The following is a 16,313-nucleotide window of genomic DNA, read 5'->3' as shown; positions in this document are numbered from 1 at the left end:
GACAAACGGTTAGCGACGCGGCTGCCAGACCACCACGGCGGTGCTCTTGGGCACCACCGCGATCTCGCGACGCTGGTTGGCGCGCAACATCTCCAACTCCGCCGTCATCTCCTTGACCCGCGACTGCAGCGCCTCGACCTGGTTGGTCAGCTCGATGATCCGCTTGATGCCCGCGAGGTTGACGCCCTCGTCATGGGAAAGCCGCTGCACCTCGCGCAGCATGTCAACGTCTCGTTCGGAGTAGCGACGTCCGCCACCGGAGCTGCGCTGCGGACTGACCAAACCGATCCGGTCATAGGTCCGCAGCGTCTGGGCATGCATCCCGGCCAGCTCGGCTGCGACCGAGATCAGGAAGGTGCGGGCGTTGTCCGATTTGCTCATGAGCGATTACCCGCCCATCCGGCCCGCGGGTCGAACCCGCTGGCCTGCTCCGCTGCCGCGTACGCCTCGAGCGCCTCTTGCGCCGGGCCCTCCAGATTCGGTGGGACCGCGACCTTGACGGTGACCAGCAGGTCGCCGCTGCCGCCGCCGCGCTTGGGCACACCGCGCCCGCGCACCCGCAGAATCCGGCCGTCGGCGGTTCCCTTCGGCACCCGCACACCGACCTTGCCGTCCAGCGTCGGCACCGAAAGCGTAGTGCCCAAGGCGAGTTCGGAGAAGCTCACCGGGATGGTCACCGTCAGGTCGTCACCGTCACGCCCGAAAACCTTGTCCGGGCGCACTCGCACCGTCACGTACAGGTCACCAGAGGGTGCACCGCGCAGACCGGCCTCACCCTGGCCGGCCAGCCGAATCCGTTGGCCGTCTTCGACTCCCGGCGGAATCCGCACATTGATGGTGCGGGTGCGGGCCGCCCGTCCGGTTCCCTTGCACTCCGAACACGGGTGCTCGATGATCGACCCGCTGCCACGGCAGTCGGTACACGGCTCAGAGAACCCGAAGGCGCCCTGATTGCTGCTGATCACCCCGGAGCCGTTGCAGGAGACGCACACCCGGGGACTGGTGCCCGGCCGGGCGCCGCTGCCGTGACAGTTGGTGCACGGCGCGGCACTGGTCAGCCGCAGCGGCATCTCCACGCCCTTGGTGGCCTCCAGGAAACTCAGCTCGGAGTCGGTCTCCAGGTCGTTGCCGCGACGCGGCCGGCTGGGCCGCTGCTGCGCACCGCGCCCGAACAGGCCGCCGAAGAGGTCACCGATGTTGGCCCCGCCGGTCTGCCCGGCCGCGCCGAACAGGTCGTTGAGGTTGAATTCGGTGCCGTCGCCGCCGGTGGAGAACCGGTCGAAGTTTCCGCCGCCGAACCCGCCGCCGCCGTTGAAGCGCCGCCCGAAGCCGCCGCCGGCGAACAACCGCCGGGTCTCGTCGTACTCCTTGCGCTTGGCCTCATCGGACAACACGCTGTAGGCCTCGGACACCGCCTTGAAGCGGTCCGCGGCTGCCGGGTTGTTCGGGTTGCGGTCCGGATGCAGTTCCGAGGCCAACTTGCGGTAGGCGCTCTTGATCTCTTTCTCGCTGGCGTCGGAGGAGACGCCCAGCTCCTTGTAGAAGTCCTTTTCGACCCATTCACGCTGAGCCACGCCGCGTCACCTCCTTACCTGTCAATTCTCTTCAGCAGAGTCGCCGCCGACAACAGCCTCGTCGGCCTCGGCGTCCGGGATGGTGTCGACCACCCCGACCATCGCGTGCCGCAGCACCTGGTCACCGAGCTTGTAGCCCTGGCGCAGGACGGTGCCGATCACCGAGTGGGTCCCGTCGCCCTCATGCTGGACCGCCTCGTGCAGCGACGGGTCGAATTCGTCGCCCTCGGCGCCGAACGACGACAGCCCCATCCCGGTGAGCGCACCGGTCAGCTTGTCCGCCACCGCTTTCAGCGGACCGGATTCCAGGTCGCCGTGGCTGCGGGCGCGGTCCAGATCGTCGAGGATCCCGAGCAGTTCGGTCACCACGGCGGCCTTGGCCCGGTCCGCGACACCTTGCTGGTCGCGCAGCGCCCGCTTGCGGTAGTTGGCGAAGTCCGCCTGTACTCGCTGCAGGTCGGCGGTCAGCTCGGCGACCTGGTCGGCCTGGGCGTCGGTGGCCGGCTCCTCCGGTGCCGGCCCACTAGGGGCCGGCCCGGAGGAACCCTCCCGCACCTCACCGGTTTCCGGGTCGATGCGCCGCTTGTCGGTGACGGTGATGGTCTCCGGAGACGGTTCGCGCGAATGTTCTTCGCTCACTTGGTGTCTCCGTCGTCGACCACCTCTGCGTCCACGACGTCGTCATCGCCACCGGAGGGGCCGCCGGCCTCACTGGCGGCCTGCTCGGCCTGGGTGGCCTCGTAGATCGCCTGACCCAGCGCTTGCGACTCGACGCCGAGCTTCTCCATCGCGGACTTGATGGCGCCGATGTCGGTGCCCTCCAACGCCTTCTTGGCGTCGCCGATCGCGGCGTCCACCTTGGCGAGGGTGTCCTCGGGGACCTTCGAGCCACCTTCGGCCTCGCGCTGCTCCTTGACGAACTTCTCCGTCTGGTAGACCAGCGACTCGGCCTGGTTGCGCACGTCGGCCTCTTCCCGACGCTTGCGGTCCTCCTCGGCGTGCGCCTCGGCGTCCTTGATCATCCGGTCGATCTCCTCCTGGGACAGGCCGGAGCCCTCCTGGATCTTGATCGTGTTCTCCTTGCCGGTGCCCTTGTCCTTGGCGGTGACGTGCACGATGCCGTTGGCGTCGATGTCGAAGGTGACCTCGATCTGCGGGACACCGCGCGGGGCCGGCGGGATACCGGTCAGCTCGAAGGAGCCGAGCAGCTTGTTGTGCGAAGCGATCTCACGCTCACCCTGGAAGACCTGGATCTGCACCGACGGCTGGTTGTCGTCGGCGGTGGTGAAGGTCTCGCTGCGCTTGGTCGGGATGGTGGTGTTGCGCTCGATCAGCTTGGTCATCACGCCGCCCTTGGTTTCGATACCAAGCGACAGCGGGGTGACGTCAAGCAGCAGAACGTCTTTCACCTCACCCTTGAGCACGCCGGCCTGCAGCGCGGCGCCCACGGCGACGACCTCGTCCGGGTTGACGCCCTTGTTGGGCTCCTGGCCACCGGTCAGCTCCTTGACGAGCTCGGTGACCGCGGGCATCCGGGTGGAACCACCCACCAGCACCACGTGGTCGATCTCCGACACCGAGATACCGGCGTCCTTGATCACCGACTGGAACGGCTTGCGGGTGCGGTCCAGCAGATCCTGGGTGATCTTCTGGAACTCCGACCGAGTCAGCTGCTCGTCGAGGAACAGCGGGTTCTTGTCGGCGTCGACGGTGATGTAGGGCAGGTTGATGGAGGTGCTCTGCGAGCTCGACAGCTCGATCTTGGCCTTCTCGGCTGCCTCACGCAGCCGCTGCATGGCCATCTTGTCCTTGGTCAGGTCGATGCCCGAGGTGCCCTTGAACTTGTCGACCAGCCAGTCGACGACACGGTCGTCCCAGTCGTCGCCACCGAGGTGGTTGTCACCGGAGGTGGCCCGCACCTCAACCACGCCCTCGCCGATCTCCAGCAGGGAGACGTCGAAGGTGCCACCACCGAGGTCGAACACCAGGATGGTCTGTTCCTTGTGGCCCTTGTCCAGGCCGTAGGCCAGCGCGGCCGCGGTCGGCTCGTTGACGATGCGCAGCACGTTCAGGCCGGCGATCTGGCCGGCTTCCTTGGTGGCCTGGCGCTGGGCGTCGTTGAAGTAGGCCGGAACGGTGATCACCGCGTCGGTGATGTCCTCACCGAGGTAGGCCTCCGCGTCACGCTTGAGCTTCATCAGCACGCGGGCGCTGATCTCCTGCGCGGTGTAGTCCTTGCCGTCGATCTCGACTTTCCAGTCCGAGCCGATGTGGCGCTTGACCGAGCGGATGGTGCGGTCGACGTTGGTGACCGCCTGGTTCTTGGCGGGCTGGCCGACCAGCACTTCGCCGTTGCGGGCGAACGCGACGACCGATGGGGTGGTGCGCGAGCCCTCCGAGTTGGCTACGACGACGGGGTCGCCGCCCTCCAGCACTGCGACGCACGAGTTGGTGGTCCCGAGGTCGATTCCGACCGCACGAGCCATTGTGGTTCCTCCCTGGTAGACGATATCCCTAGTCTGAGCGGACTGCGCTCAAGGATGCTCCTTGGGCGGCTTGGCTGTCAACCCAGAATTGAGTGCTTCTGACTCAACTTGTCGAAGTGGTCAACGGGCTGGGTTCCGGGTTTGTTCCCGGGGCCGGCCGCCCGGCCCTGCCGACACCTGCCAGGACACCATCCGTCGAGGTCAGCGCGCACCTACGGTGCGGGGTCTGAGGGTCGCCGGGATGTGCCGGAAACCGTGCAAGGTGGCCAGCCCGCGTGGCGTTGGGGGCCCGTCGAGCTGCAGGTCCGGGAAACGTTCGAGCAGTGCGCGCAGGGCGATGGTGGCTTCCATCCGGGCCAGGTTGGCTCCGAGGCAGGCGTGGATACCGCTGCTGAACGACAGATGCTCCTTGGCATTGGCTCTGGTGATGTCGAACCGGTGGGGCTCGTCGAACACGCCGGGGTCGTGGTTGGCGCCGCCCAGCAGCAGTGCCACCGTTTCACCTGCGGCGAGGTGATGCCCCGCAAATTCGAGGTCGCAGAGCGCGTTACGCGACGTCATTTGCACCGGGCTGTCGACGCGCAAGACTTCCTCGACCGCGCCCGGCCACAACTGGGGGTTCTCACGCAGCATCGCCAGCTGATCGCGGTGGTGCAGCAACAGCACGATCGCGTTGCCGATCAGATTGATGGTGGTCTCGAAACCGGCGCCAGCGAGCAGCAATGCCGTCACACCCAGTTCGCGTCGGTCAAGGAGCCCGTCGCGGATCACCTGGCTGTAGATGTCGTCGCCGGGGTTGTTGCGTAACCGTTCGATGTGGTCGCTGAATTGCTGATCGTTTTCCCGAAGGGTTTGCATGGCACGCCGAAAGGTGCTCCAGGACACCCCGATATCGAGCAACGGCGCACCGCGGTCGCCCTGGTCGAGCATTCGCGAACGCTGTTCCTCGGGTATTCCGAGTATCTCGGCGATGATCAACGCCGGTAAGGGTCCCGCGAAATCGGCGATCAGGTCCGGACGGGCAACCGATTCCACACGATCGAGCAGCTCATTGGTGATCTCGACGATCCGGGTCCGCAATTTCTCGACCGCACGAGGGGTAAACGCACGCACCACGGCGCGCCGGTAGCGGGTGTGGTCGGGTTGGATCGACCACCAGCATCGACGGCGGCTCAGCCGGATTCGGCAGCTGCGGGTCCGTTCGGCTGATCAACCAGCGAGCCGGCTTGGGCAGATTCATATTGGCCGGGTTGCTCGCTCCGAACCTGTCGTCGCGCAGGATTGCTCGGCACAGCTCATGGTCGGCCGTCACCGCGACGAACGGCGTGCGCGTCAGTCGACCACGCGCGCGGATCTCTTCGGTCAGCGGTTCCGGGTCGCCGCCACGCAGTGGGCCGATGAGCAAGCGCGCCATCGGTTCTCCCCGCCGTGCCTGCGCCGCGAGGAACGCACGCGGAAAGCCGTGCAAGATCGCCCACCGAAGCCACAGACCGACGTCGCTCATCGGTGTGTACCTCCCGGAGGCAGCACAAACGCCGACCGCGCGGCAACCGTTGCCAGGTGCCTCATCAGCAGCGATTCCGGAATGAGTCCGGTGGCGCGGCTGACGGCGGCGCTGAGGAAGTCGGGTCGTACGTTGACGGCCTTGCCGAACCACGCCGACTCCCGAACCAGCGGCGCCACCCGCGGCCGACGGAAGGCGACGAACCGGGCGAACGCGGTGGGCAGGTCGGGCGCCCGGTCGACGAACTCGGCCAAGATCGCGGCGTCTTCCAAGCCCTGGCAGCCGCCCTGGCCAAGATGCGGACGCATGGGATGGGCCGCGTCGCCGACCAGCACGATCGGTCCGCGCGCCCAGTGACGGGCGGGCCCCCGGTCGTAGAGGTCGTCGCGCAACACGTCAGCGGGCGAGGTCGCACCGAGAATGCTCGGGATGGGATCACACCAATCGGCGAACTTACCCCGCAGGTAGGCCAGCTCCCCCTCGCGCGCTCGCTGCCCCTCGGGCACCCGCTCGGTGGCAAACCAGTACGTCAGACCCGGCCCCATCGGCACATGCCCGGTTTCGACTCCGGGCCCCATGGTTTCCCCCGCCAGGTCCGGATCCAGGGAATAGGCAGCGACGCCTCGCCACGCGGTATAGCCGACGTAGCGTCGCCGCAGCGGGCCGTTGAGATGGCGGGCCAGAACCGAATGGGTGCCGTCGGCGCCGACGACGGCATCGAACGCCCGGACCGAGCCGTCCGAGAGTCGCAGCGCGACACCGTCTCCCGCCATCGTCACGTCCACGGCGGCGAGCCCGTAGTGGAGGCTGCCCGCCGCCAACGCTTCGGCCAGGATGTCACGCAGCACCGAGCGCTGCACCACCACGAGCGGTTCACCAAGGGCCCGGACCATCCGTTCGGCAGCCGGGCGGCGCAGCCACGACCCGTCGTGCCAGCGCGCCGCACCGGCGGTGATCCGGCCGCCCGCCGCGCGGACCGCATCGCCGAGACCGAGATGGTCCAGGGCGGCCAGGGCATTGGGCCAGATGCTGATCCCAGCGCCCGACGAGGTGTCGGTCCGTTGTTCAACGACGGTGACCTCGTGACCGCGGCCCTGCAGGCCGACCGCGGTCGCCAGCCCGGCAATGCCGGCCCCGACCACGCCGATCCGCTTGCTCATCGGGCCGAACCGTCGGCGCCGTGAGCAGCCAGCCAGGCCGCTCGCCGTCTGTTGGAAGCTCGAGAAAGCCAGGCGTCCTGGACTACCTCGGCCAGTTCACTCTTGCTGATCGCGTGCAGGTCAGCCTCCCGGACCAGAACGGACGGATGACCGTTGAAATGGTCAGTGGTGAAAAACGGTGTCGTGGGGTCTTGGATGAGGGCCTGCTTGTCGGCGTCGGACTCGACCCAGATCACGATGACATCCGGATAGGGCTCACCCGTGACGGGATCCTTGGCGTCGGGCCGCGGCGTACGGAAGAACACGAACGACTTGCCGCCCACCTGGTAGATCGGATTGCCTTTCGGCCCTTCGATTCTGGTGACGTGGGGCATCGACGCGGCGACCTCATGCACGTCTGTGACTCGCGCGGGTCGATCGGCCATAACCGCAACCGTAGTCACCCGTCGAACAACAGGCGCGCGATCCGCTCGACCGTGGCCATCGGATCGGCGGCTTTCACGCCTGCGTTTACCGCGTCATTGAGCCACAGCGTCGAAAAGCCGTGCACCAACGACCAGGCGGCCAACTCGGCGCCGGCCGGATCGGCACGCGCAGCCGCGTCCTCAAGCGTCGCCACACCACGGGAAAGTTCGGCTGCCGCAGCGGCTTCCGCGGCGACCAGCTCGGCAGCGGAGGGATCCAGCAGCGACTTGTCGAACATCACCTCGTAGTGGCCCGGATGGTCAAGCGCGAACCGCACATAGGCCAAAGCGGCGTCGACGAACCGGCCCCGGGCTGCGGTGAGCGCGGCACTCAGCAGCTGAAAACCCTCGGTGGCCAGCGCGGTGAACAGCCCCCGCCGATCGGTGAAGTGATGCGCCGGGGCGGCATGCGAGACTCCGGCCGCGCGGGCCAGTTCGCGCAGCGATACCCGGTCGGCACCCTGCTCGGCCACCAGGCGCGCGGCTTCGGCCAGGATCACGGCGCGCAGATCGCCGTGGTGGTAGGTCGAACGGGCCATGGCGCCACCCTACAAGACAATCTTGACAGCGACTAGATATCGGTCTTACGCTCGGCGTCATAACTTGTCACTGTCTAGATCCGGAGGTGGTCATGGCTCCCCTGATCACACTGCTGGTGGGCAGCTTTGCCGCGCGGCTCGTCGGCTGGTTGGGCGTCGACTACGTGGACAGCTGGGCTCGCGCGATCGGCGTCGGCCTGGCAGCAATGTTCTTCGTCACGGGTGCGGCGCATTTCGTGCCACCGCTACGCAGCCAGCTGATCGCGATCGTTCCCCCGGCACTGCCGGCGCCGGGACTGCTGGTCAGCATCACCGGCGTACTGGAGCTGCTGGGTGCCGTGGGCCTGTTGCTTCCCGCCACCCGCGTCGCCGCGGCGGTCTGCCTGCTGCTGTTGATGCTGGCGATGTTCCCGGCCAACATCTACGCCGCCCGGATGCCTGATCCGCCCAAGTCGATGACGACCCGACTGCCGGTACGCACCGCCGAGGAGATTCTCTATCTGGCCGCCGCGGCGGCGGTCGCAGTCGCTGGGTAGATCGCTCGCGTCAGCGCGTCGCGTCGACGGCGCCGGGCAGGGCGCTGAGGAGCTTCTCGTCGGCCGTGAGCAGGGTCAGCCGCTCCGCGGTGGCCTGGGCGACCAGGATCGCGTCGAACGGATCCCGGTGCGGCAGAACGGTGTGGCCCGATGCCAGGGCATGACGGCGGGTGACCGGCAGGTCACGCAATCCGGACCGTTCGATCACCTCGTCCAGGTCAGCGGGCAGGGCGAGCTTGCCGAGGTTCGCCTTGATGGACATCTCCCAGGCGCTCGCACCCGAGAAGAAGACGACCTCGCCGGCAGTGATCCGCTCTCGTGCCCGCTCTCCCAGCCGGGGGCTGCCGTCGAGCAGCCACAGCACCACGTGGGTGTCCAGCAGCAGACCGGTCATTCGGTTCCGAACAGGGCGTTGATCGCCGGGTCGACGTCGTCGAAGTGTTCGTCGTCGTAGCCGAGTCGTCCGGCGGCCACCCCGAAGGCGATGTCGACGCGCGGGTGCGGGACCAGATCGGCGACCGGTTTGCCGGCCCGGGCAATCGTGATCGTCTCGCCGTTCTCGACCCGAGCCAGCAGGCTCGACAGGTGCGTCTTCGCGTCATGGATGTTCACGGTTGACACGCAACCAGAGTACCGGACTTAGTCCAGTCGGACTAAGTCCACGACGGAACGAGACACAGCAGGAAATCTCTACAACCAGGGCATCATCGGGTTCTTCGCCTTCGAGAACACCGTCGACGACATCGGCAACTGGTTCAACTCGCTGTAGCGAAACAGCAGGGGCCGAGCGCCATGGGTTTTGGTCCTGACCAGCAATCCCGGTGCGTTACCCTCGCAGCGATGTCACTTTCCCCCGCCCCGCATCCGATTTCCCCGGCTGCGCTGGCCCGCGAGGACGCGGGCTACCACAAGGACCTGGCCCCCCGGCAGCTGCAGATGATTGCGCTCGGAGGTGCCATCGGCACCGGGCTGTTCCTGGGCGCCGGCGGCCGGCTGGCCTCGGCCGGGCCGGGCCTGTTCATCGTCTACGCGGTCTGTGGCGCCTTTGCCTTCCTTATCCTGCGTGCGCTCGGCGAGCTGGTGCTGCACCGGCCGTCGTCGGGATCATTCGTCTCGTACGCGCGTGAATTCTTCGGGGAGAAGACCGCCTACGTCACCGGGTGGCTGTACTTCCTGAACTGGTCGATGACCGGCATCGTCGACACCACGGCTATCGCCAGCTACTTCCACTATTGGCACCTGTTCGAGGTGATCCCGCAGTGGACCCTGGCGTTGATCGCCCTGCTGGCGGTGCTGTCGATGAACCTGATCTCGGTGAAGCTCTTCGGTGAGCTGGAATTCTGGGCCGCGCTGATCAAGGTCATCGCGCTGCTGACGTTCCTGGTCGTCGGGACCATCTTCTTGGGCGGCCGCTACCAGGTCGACGGCCAGGAAACCGGCCTGCACCTTCTGTCCCAGAACGGCGGGTTCCTGCCGACCGGGCTGCTCCCGCTGGTGCTGGTGACCTCTGGGGTGGTGTTCTCCTACGCCGGGGTCGAACTGGTCGGCACCGCCGCCGGCGAAACCCAGGACCCCGAGAAGGTCATGCCGCGCGCGATCAACTCGGTGGTGGCCCGCATCGGGATCTTCTACGTGGGATCGGTGGTGCTGCTGGCGCTGCTGCTGCCCTACACCGCCTTCAAGGAGCACCAGAGCCCGTTCGTCACGTTCTTCTCCAAAGTCGGTTTCACCGGCGCCGGCAGCCTGATGAACCTGGTCGTGCTGACCGCCGCGTTCTCCAGCCTCAACGCCGGGCTGTACTCCACCGGACGGATCCTGCACTCGATGGCGGTCAATGGCAGTGGTCCGGCGTTCACCGCCAAGATTTCGAAGAACGGCGTGCCCTACGGCGGCATCCTGCTGACCAGTGGAGTCGGCCTGCTGGGCGTCGTGCTCAACGCATTGCGCCCCGGGCAGGCCTTCGAGATCGTGCTCAATATCGCCGCGGTCGGGGTGATGGCGGCGTGGGCGACGATCGTGGCCTGCCAGCTGCGGTTGCTCCGGCTGGCCAATGCCGGCGTGCTGCGACGACCGTCGTTCCGAATGCCGCTGGCTCCCTACAGCGGGTACGCGACCTTGATGTTCCTGGCCGGTGTGCTGGTGCTGATGCTGTTCGATCACCGCAGCGGCCCGTTCGTGTGGGGGGTGCTGATCATCGGCACGCCCGCACTGATCGTCGGCTGGTACCTGGTGCGCGGGCGGGTGCAGGCCGCGGCGGCCGCGGTTTCCGAAACGCCCGCCGAACAGACTCCGACTGTGACCGTGCAGCCGGATCCGGACGAGTAGAAGGCCCGAAACACATGGCCCGCAATCGTTACGCAGCCAAACCCCCGCTGTATGGAATGGTGCTGGTCTTCTGCGCCATCGCCATCGTGGCCGTCACCGCCTACCTGCACGCCGGCTGGTGGTCGGTGGCGGGTTATGCGCTCGCCGCGGTGACGGCCGTCGCCGGTGCGGCGTTGGCCTTCCGCGACTTTTCCTGACCGCAGGCTTGCCACTCGGCGTGCGCCCACTGCGAAAAGTCGGGCACCGAACTCGTACCGCGCGTCACTACAGCCACTGATGTCACTGGGTGCGTACGCTGGGCCGCAACACAGCGCAGCGGGGGAATGAGTGCGGGTACCAGACCAGGCGAAACGCAGGACGGCCGGAAAGCTGACACTGGCGGCCGCGCTGCTGCTGACGGGCTGTAGCACCACCGTCGATGGCCACCCGACCGCAGCTCCGGGCGGTGGGCCGCCGGAGCCGTCGTTCCGGCCGCCCCGCACCAGCACTGCACCGCCGAGCCCGCCGAGTCCGACCAAGTCGGCCGTCCCGAACCGGCCGGCCGAGGCCATCCCGCTGCCTCCCGACGACAACGGTTACGTCTTCATCGAGACGAAGTCCGGCCAAACCCGCTGTCAGATCTCCTCTCCACAGGTCGACTGCGAGGCGCAGTTCACCAACACCCCGCTCAAAGACGGCCAGCACGCCAACGGTGTCAGTGTCAGTGCCGACGGCACCGTGCAGTGGGTGGTGGGCAACCTGGGCGATATCCCGGTCGTCACCATCGACTACCTGACCTACCAAGCGCAAGGATGGACGATCAACGCCGATATCAACGGCACGCGGTTCACCAATGACCGCACCGGCCACGGCATGGTCGTCAGCATCGACAACGTCGATACCTTCTGATTTTTCGCCCAAGTCGGCTGTCAGCGCCTTCCGTTACGATCGGTGAAATGGCGCGCTTCGGATCTTCAGACGGTTCCGGCAAACCCGGCGAGGACCAAACTCGGTCCGTGCCCTACGGCCATCGCGGCCCGCAACCGCCCGGACCGCCCCCGGCTCCGTTCGGCCCCGCCAACCCGGGGCGTAACCCCGGCGAGCCCGGCTACCAGCCCGGGAACGCCCCGACCCAATACGCCGCCTACAACGCCTTCGACGAGCCGACCGACCCGCAGGTTGTCGATTTCGCTGCGTCGTCGGCCACTCCGTGGTTTCGCCGCCGGTCGGTGCTGATCGCCTGGTTCGGCCTCATCGCGGTGATGCTCGCGCTGGTGATCTGGGGAATCATCCAGCTGACCAGCCGCGGGCCCGGCGGCGGCACCACCCCGGTGACCAGCTCGTCAAGCACCACCAGCACCACGACCAGCACCAGCAGCACGACCAGCTCATCGAGTGCGTCCAGCACCACCGCGCCGACGGCGGCCCCGCCCCGACAGGCCCCGCCGCAGCAGCCCCCGGCACAGCAGGCACCGGCACCCAGCGAGCCGCCGCACCGTCACCGACCGCATCTGCCGTCGGTGATCACCATCCCGCCGATCCCCAAGGTTCCGGAGCTGCCGACGGTGATCACGCTGCCGCCGCACCGGTAGCCCACCGGCCCGGTACTCTCGCCGCATGCAACCACCGCGGCGGTCGGCCTGGCTCGGCATCGATGTGGTGGCCGTTCTGATTTTCTGCGCCCTCGGCCGGCGTAGCCACGACGAGGGCATCACGCTCAGCGGCTTGGCGACCACGGCCTGGCCGTTTCTGAGCGGCACCGTGCTGGGCTGGCTGGTGTCGCGCGCCTGGCGCAGTCCCACCGCGCTCTGGCCCACCGGGGTGACGGTCTGGATTTCGACGGTGCTGGTCGGCATGCTTTTGCGCGAAGCGACCTCGGCCGGCGTGGCGAAGAGTTTCATCCTGGTCGCTTCGACGGTCACCGCCGTCTTCCTGCTCGGCTGGCGAGCTGTGGTCGAGCTTGTCGCGCGGCGGCGTTTGGACAGCTGACGGGTTTCGGCCAGTGTCGTCGCGGGTTTTCGTCAGGCGCGGCCCCTACCCTCGGTCCGTGTGAACCGATCGCCGGACGACCCGAACAACGAGCCGACCCAGATGGCCGGCTACGGCGACGGCGACAACGGCAACTATGGCGAGCCGGCCTACTACAGCGAGTACCGCGAGCCCACCGGACGCCAGCCCGAGTGGAACGAACCGCCGCCGACCCCGTGGTATCTGCGACCAGTCGCGCTGGTTTTCCTGGGCGTGCTGACCGCGATCCTGATCGCGCTGCTGGTGTGGGGCATGGTCAGGCTGGTGAACAAGGAACCGACGCCCACCGCGCCGGCGACCAGTTCAGTGACATCCACCACCAACGCCCCCGCGGAGGAGGCCCCCGTCCCGGCGCAGCCCCCTGCCGACGCCACCACCGACGAAAACCAGCCGCCGGCGACGGAAACCGAGCCCCCCGCGTCCACCACCGAGGCGCCAAGCACCACGACGAGCACCGAACCGCCCACCACCACCGAGCCGCCGACCACCACCGCAGCACCGAGCACGACAACAGCACCGAGCACCACCACTGCCCCCGCTACGCCTACCCGACGGCCGCCGGCGATCGTCATACCGCTGCCCGGACTGTGATTTCCCTAGGGCCCGAGCCACCACGAAAGCCCGTCTGAACAGTCGCGGGCCGATACAGTTAGGCCAGCCTTTGTCGCGCTGAACGGCCTCGGAGTGGCACTATGGGCGAGCACCGAGCAGGGCTTGAACTGGTGCTGCGCAAGATTGGCGTAAGTTACCCATCAGTAACCATAGCTAAGTTACTGATCGGTAACTTGTGGATGGGAGAGGCTCTCCGTGACCGAAAATACCCAGATGCTGATCAGGCTGGTGGTCGGCCTGTCCATGACAGCACTTGTTGGCATGCTGGCCGCCCGCCGGGTGTTCTGGCTCTTCCGACTGGTCATGTCCGGTCAGAAGGTCGGCGCCGAGCGGACGAACGACATCAAGTCCCGGATCGAGACCCAGATCCGTGAGGTCGCCGGCCAGGCCAAGCTGCTGAAGTGGAACATCCCCGGGATCGCGCACTTCTTCACCATGTGGGCGTTCTTCGTGCTGATCACGGTGTACATCGAGGCCTACGGCCAGATGTTCAACCCGCACTTCGCCATCCCGATCGTCGGCCGCTGGGACGTCCTGGGCTTCATGCAGGACTTCTTCATCACCGCGGTCACCCTGTCGATCTTCGTGTTCATGGTCATCCGGGTCCTGCGTAACCCGACCGAGCACGGCCGGTCGTCGCGGTTCTACGGCTCGCACAACGGCGGCGCCTGGCTGATCCTCGTGATGATCCTCAACGTGGTCTGGACCTTCCTGCTGCTGCGCGGCGCCGCGGTCAACACCGGCACCCTGCCCTACGGCAAGGGCGCCTACCTGTCGCATCTCATGGGCAAGCTCATGGCGCCGCTGGGGCTCGCTGCCAACGAGAACATCGAAACCGCCGCGCTGCTGCTGCACGTTGCGGTGGCGCTGGGCTTCCTGCTGATCGTGCTGAACTCCAAGCACCTGCACATCTTCTTGGCCCCGATCAACGTCACCTTCAAGCGACTGCCCAACGCCCTGGGCCCGCTGCTGCCGATCGAGTACCAGGGCGAGCCCCTGGACTTCGACAACCCGCCGGAAGACGCGGTGTTCGGCCGCGGCAAGATCGAGGACTTCACCTGGAAGGGCATGCTCGACTTCGCCACCTGTACCGAGTGTGGCCGCTGCCAGTCGCAGTGTCCCGCGTGGAACACCGGCAAGCCGCTGAGCCCCAAGCTCGTCATCATGGACTTGCGCGACCACTGGATGGCCAAGGCCCCCTACCTGCTTGGCGACAAGCCGATGCCGACCGGTGAGGTCGACCTGGCCGACGCCAAGCCGCTGCCCGGCCACCACGTGCCGGAGAAGGGCTTCGAGCGCATCGGCGGCTCCGGCCCGGCGCAGGCCGTCCGCCCGCTGGTGGGCACCGCCGAAGAAGGCGGCGTGATCGACCCCGACGTGCTGTGGTCGTGCACCAACTGCGGCGCCTGCGTCGAGCAGTGCCCGGTGGACATCGAGCACATCGACCACATCGTCGACATGCGCCGCTACCAGGTGCTGGTGGAGTCGGAGTTCCCCTCCGAGTTGGGTGTGCTGTTCAAGAACCTGGAGAACAAGGGCAACCCGTGGGGGCAGAACGCCAAGGAGCGCACCTCCTGGATCGATGAGCTCAACTTCGACATCCCGGTCTACGGTCAGGACGTCGACAGCTTCGACGGGTTCGAGTACCTGTTCTGGGTGGGCTGCGCTGGGGCCTATGAGGACCGCGCCAAGAAGACCACCAAGGCGACCGCCGAGCTGCTGGCCGCTGCCGGCGTGAAATTCCTGGTGCTGGGCACCGGGGAGACCTGCACCGGTGACCCGGCCCGGCGTGCCGGCAACGAGTTCCTGTTCCAGCAGTTGGCCTCGCAGAACGTCGAGATGCTCAACGAGGTGTTCGACGGTCTGGACAGGCCCGACCGCAAGATCATCGCGAGCTGCCCGCACTGCTTCAACACGATCTCTCGCGAATACCCGCAGCTGGGCAGCGAATACACCGTGCTGCACCACACCCAGGTGCTCAACCGACTGGTCCGGGACAAGAGACTGATTCCGGTGGCTCCGGTGTCACGGGAGGTCACCTACCACGACCCGTGCTTCCTGGGCCGCCACAACAAGGTCTACGAGCCGCCTCGTGAGCTGGTCGAGGCGTCGGGAGCCAACCTGGTCGAGATGCCCCGAAACAAGGACCGCTCGTTCTGCTGCGGCGCCGGCGGCGCCCGGATGTGGATGGAAGAGCACATCGGCAAGCGGGTGAACCACGACCGCGTCGACGAGGCGCTGGCCACCGGTGCCACCACCATCGCCACCGGCTGCCCGTTCTGCCGGGTGATGGTCAGCGACGGCGTCGATGACCGCATCGAAGCCTCCGGGCGTTCCGGCGTGGACGTGCGTGACATCGCCCAGCTGCTGCTGGAGTCCCTGGACATGTCCACGGTGACGTTGCCGGCCAAGGGCACCGCTGCCGAGGCCGCCGCCAAGGCCGGCCCGAAGAAGGTCGAGGAGAAGGCACCGGCGCCGGCTGCCGTGGCCACCGCGACGGTGGAGAAGCCGGCTGCCGAGGCCAAGGCCGCGGCCCCGGTCAAGGGCCTGGGGATGGCCGGCGGCGCCAAGCGCCCGGGTGCCAAGAAGGCGGCCCCGGCCGCTGCTCCGGCCGCCGAGGCCCCCGCTGCCGAGGCCGGCACTGCCGCCCCTGCGGCACCCGCAGCCCCGGTGAAGGGGCTCGGGATCGCCGGCGGCGCCAAGCGCCCGGGCGCCAAGAAGGCAGCTCCGGCGGCGGCTGCGGCTCCGGAAGCGACCACCGCTGCCGAGCCCGCCGCACCGGCGGCGCCCGCAGCACCGGCGGCCCCGGCGGCACCCGTCAAGGGTCTGGGTATGGCCGCGGGCGCCCGTCGGCCCGGCGCCAAGAAGGCCGCTCCTGCTGCCCCGGCAGCTGCGGAACCGGTGGCCGCCGCCGCTGAGCCGGCATCGACCGCCACCGAGCCCGAGGCGACTGCGGAGGCTGCCCCGATCGAGGCCCCCAAAGCGGAGGCCCCGAAGGAACAGCCGCCGGTGAAGGGGCTGGGCATCCAGCGCGGAGCGCGGCCGCCGGGCAAACGCTGAGATAACAGGTTGGGGCCGTATAGGTGCATATACGGCCCCAACTTGT

The 16,313-nt window shown here is 67.6% G+C and carries 17 protein-coding genes and 1 pseudogene; 8 read left to right on the top strand and 10 right to left on the bottom strand.

Annotated features, from left to right (window positions below):
• Positions 1-9 precede the first annotated feature (9 nt).
• From K3U94_RS01995 to K3U94_RS01960, 8 genes and pseudogenes are all read right to left on the bottom strand, one after another.
• On the bottom strand, positions 10-381 hold the full coding sequence (locus K3U94_RS01995; RefSeq protein WP_046284505.1) for a heat shock protein transcriptional repressor HspR: 372 nt from the start codon (positions 379-381) through the stop codon (positions 10-12).
• The gene (gene dnaJ, locus K3U94_RS01990; protein ID WP_047320184.1) at positions 378-1,574 is read right to left on the bottom strand and encodes a molecular chaperone DnaJ; all 1,197 of its coding nucleotides are present in this window, start codon (positions 1,572-1,574) and stop codon (positions 378-380) included. Before dnaJ ends, K3U94_RS01995 begins: the two co-directional genes overlap by 4 nt.
• Before the next feature lie 21 nt (positions 1,575-1,595).
• Complete coding sequence (gene grpE, locus K3U94_RS01985; protein ID WP_220695414.1) at positions 1,596-2,213, bottom strand: nucleotide exchange factor GrpE; 618 nt, start codon at positions 2,211-2,213, stop codon at positions 1,596-1,598.
• Entirely contained in the window at positions 2,210-4,060 is a 1,851-nt protein-coding gene (gene dnaK / locus K3U94_RS01980) for a molecular chaperone DnaK (protein WP_047320183.1), read from the bottom strand. The genes grpE and dnaK overlap by 4 nt, the downstream gene beginning before the upstream one ends.
• Positions 4,061-4,261: 201 nt before the next feature.
• A pseudogene (locus K3U94_RS01975) lies at positions 4,262-5,564 on the bottom strand (cytochrome P450).
• Entirely contained in the window at positions 5,561-6,724 is a 1,164-nt protein-coding gene (locus K3U94_RS01970) for an FAD-dependent monooxygenase (protein WP_220695413.1), read from the bottom strand. The pseudogene K3U94_RS01975 and the gene K3U94_RS01970 overlap by 4 nt, the downstream one beginning before the upstream one ends.
• A complete protein-coding gene (locus K3U94_RS01965) occupies positions 6,721-7,149 on the bottom strand; it encodes an MmcQ/YjbR family DNA-binding protein (protein WP_220695412.1) in 429 nt (142 codons plus the stop codon). The genes K3U94_RS01970 and K3U94_RS01965 overlap by 4 nt, the downstream gene beginning before the upstream one ends.
• A gap of 14 nt (positions 7,150-7,163) precedes the next feature.
• A complete protein-coding gene (locus K3U94_RS01960; protein ID WP_220695411.1) occupies positions 7,164-7,727 on the bottom strand; it encodes a TetR/AcrR family transcriptional regulator in 564 nt (187 codons plus the stop codon).
• 92 nt (positions 7,728-7,819) lie between these two features.
• On the opposite strand from K3U94_RS01960, the gene K3U94_RS01955 reads away from it, so the two are divergent.
• Positions 7,820-8,263, top strand: coding sequence for a DoxX family protein (locus K3U94_RS01955; RefSeq protein WP_220695410.1), 444 nt, complete (start codon positions 7,820-7,822; stop codon positions 8,261-8,263).
• 10 nt (positions 8,264-8,273) lie between these two features.
• On the opposite strand, the gene K3U94_RS01950 is transcribed toward K3U94_RS01955, so the two are convergent.
• Both K3U94_RS01950 and K3U94_RS01945 read right to left on the bottom strand, forming a co-directional pair.
• A complete protein-coding gene (locus K3U94_RS01950) occupies positions 8,274-8,657 on the bottom strand; it encodes a type II toxin-antitoxin system VapC family toxin (RefSeq protein ID WP_220695409.1) in 384 nt (127 codons plus the stop codon).
• The gene (locus K3U94_RS01945; RefSeq protein ID WP_047320175.1) at positions 8,654-8,884 is read right to left on the bottom strand and encodes a type II toxin-antitoxin system Phd/YefM family antitoxin; all 231 of its coding nucleotides are present in this window, start codon (positions 8,882-8,884) and stop codon (positions 8,654-8,656) included. The genes K3U94_RS01950 and K3U94_RS01945 overlap by 4 nt, the downstream gene beginning before the upstream one ends.
• A 219-nt stretch (positions 8,885-9,103) precedes the next feature.
• On the opposite strand from K3U94_RS01945, the gene K3U94_RS01940 reads away from it, so the two are divergent.
• From K3U94_RS01940 to K3U94_RS01910, 7 genes are all read left to right on the top strand, one after another.
• The gene (locus K3U94_RS01940) at positions 9,104-10,588 is read left to right on the top strand and encodes an amino acid permease (protein ID WP_220695408.1); all 1,485 of its coding nucleotides are present in this window, start codon (positions 9,104-9,106) and stop codon (positions 10,586-10,588) included.
• A gap of 14 nt (positions 10,589-10,602) precedes the next feature.
• The gene (locus tag K3U94_RS01935) at positions 10,603-10,785 is read left to right on the top strand and encodes a hypothetical protein (RefSeq protein WP_047320173.1); all 183 of its coding nucleotides are present in this window, start codon (positions 10,603-10,605) and stop codon (positions 10,783-10,785) included.
• A 130-nt stretch (positions 10,786-10,915) separates the two neighbouring features.
• A complete protein-coding gene (locus K3U94_RS01930; RefSeq protein WP_047320172.1) occupies positions 10,916-11,476 on the top strand; it encodes a hypothetical protein in 561 nt (186 codons plus the stop codon).
• 107 nt (positions 11,477-11,583) lie between these two features.
• On the top strand, positions 11,584-12,159 hold the full coding sequence (locus K3U94_RS01925; RefSeq protein ID WP_220695407.1) for a hypothetical protein: 576 nt from the start codon (positions 11,584-11,586) through the stop codon (positions 12,157-12,159).
• Positions 12,160-12,184: 25 nt separating this feature from the next.
• Positions 12,185-12,556: a DUF3054 domain-containing protein gene (locus K3U94_RS01920; RefSeq protein ID WP_220695406.1), complete on the top strand. Its 372-nt coding sequence runs from the start codon at positions 12,185-12,187 to the stop codon at positions 12,554-12,556.
• A gap of 60 nt (positions 12,557-12,616) precedes the next feature.
• A complete protein-coding gene (locus K3U94_RS01915; RefSeq protein WP_220695405.1) occupies positions 12,617-13,186 on the top strand; it encodes a hypothetical protein in 570 nt (189 codons plus the stop codon).
• A gap of 234 nt (positions 13,187-13,420) precedes the next feature.
• The gene (locus K3U94_RS01910; RefSeq protein WP_220695404.1) at positions 13,421-16,267 is read left to right on the top strand and encodes a (Fe-S)-binding protein; all 2,847 of its coding nucleotides are present in this window, start codon (positions 13,421-13,423) and stop codon (positions 16,265-16,267) included.
• Positions 16,268-16,313: the final 46 nt, after the last annotated feature.

It is taken from the genome of Mycolicibacter heraklionensis, from assembly GCF_019645815.1.
Taxonomy (GTDB): Bacteria; Actinomycetota; Actinomycetes; order Mycobacteriales; family Mycobacteriaceae; genus Mycobacterium; species Mycobacterium heraklionense.
Note: the sequence above shows the minus strand (reverse complement) of the source record. Positions and strands in the feature narration are given on the sequence as shown.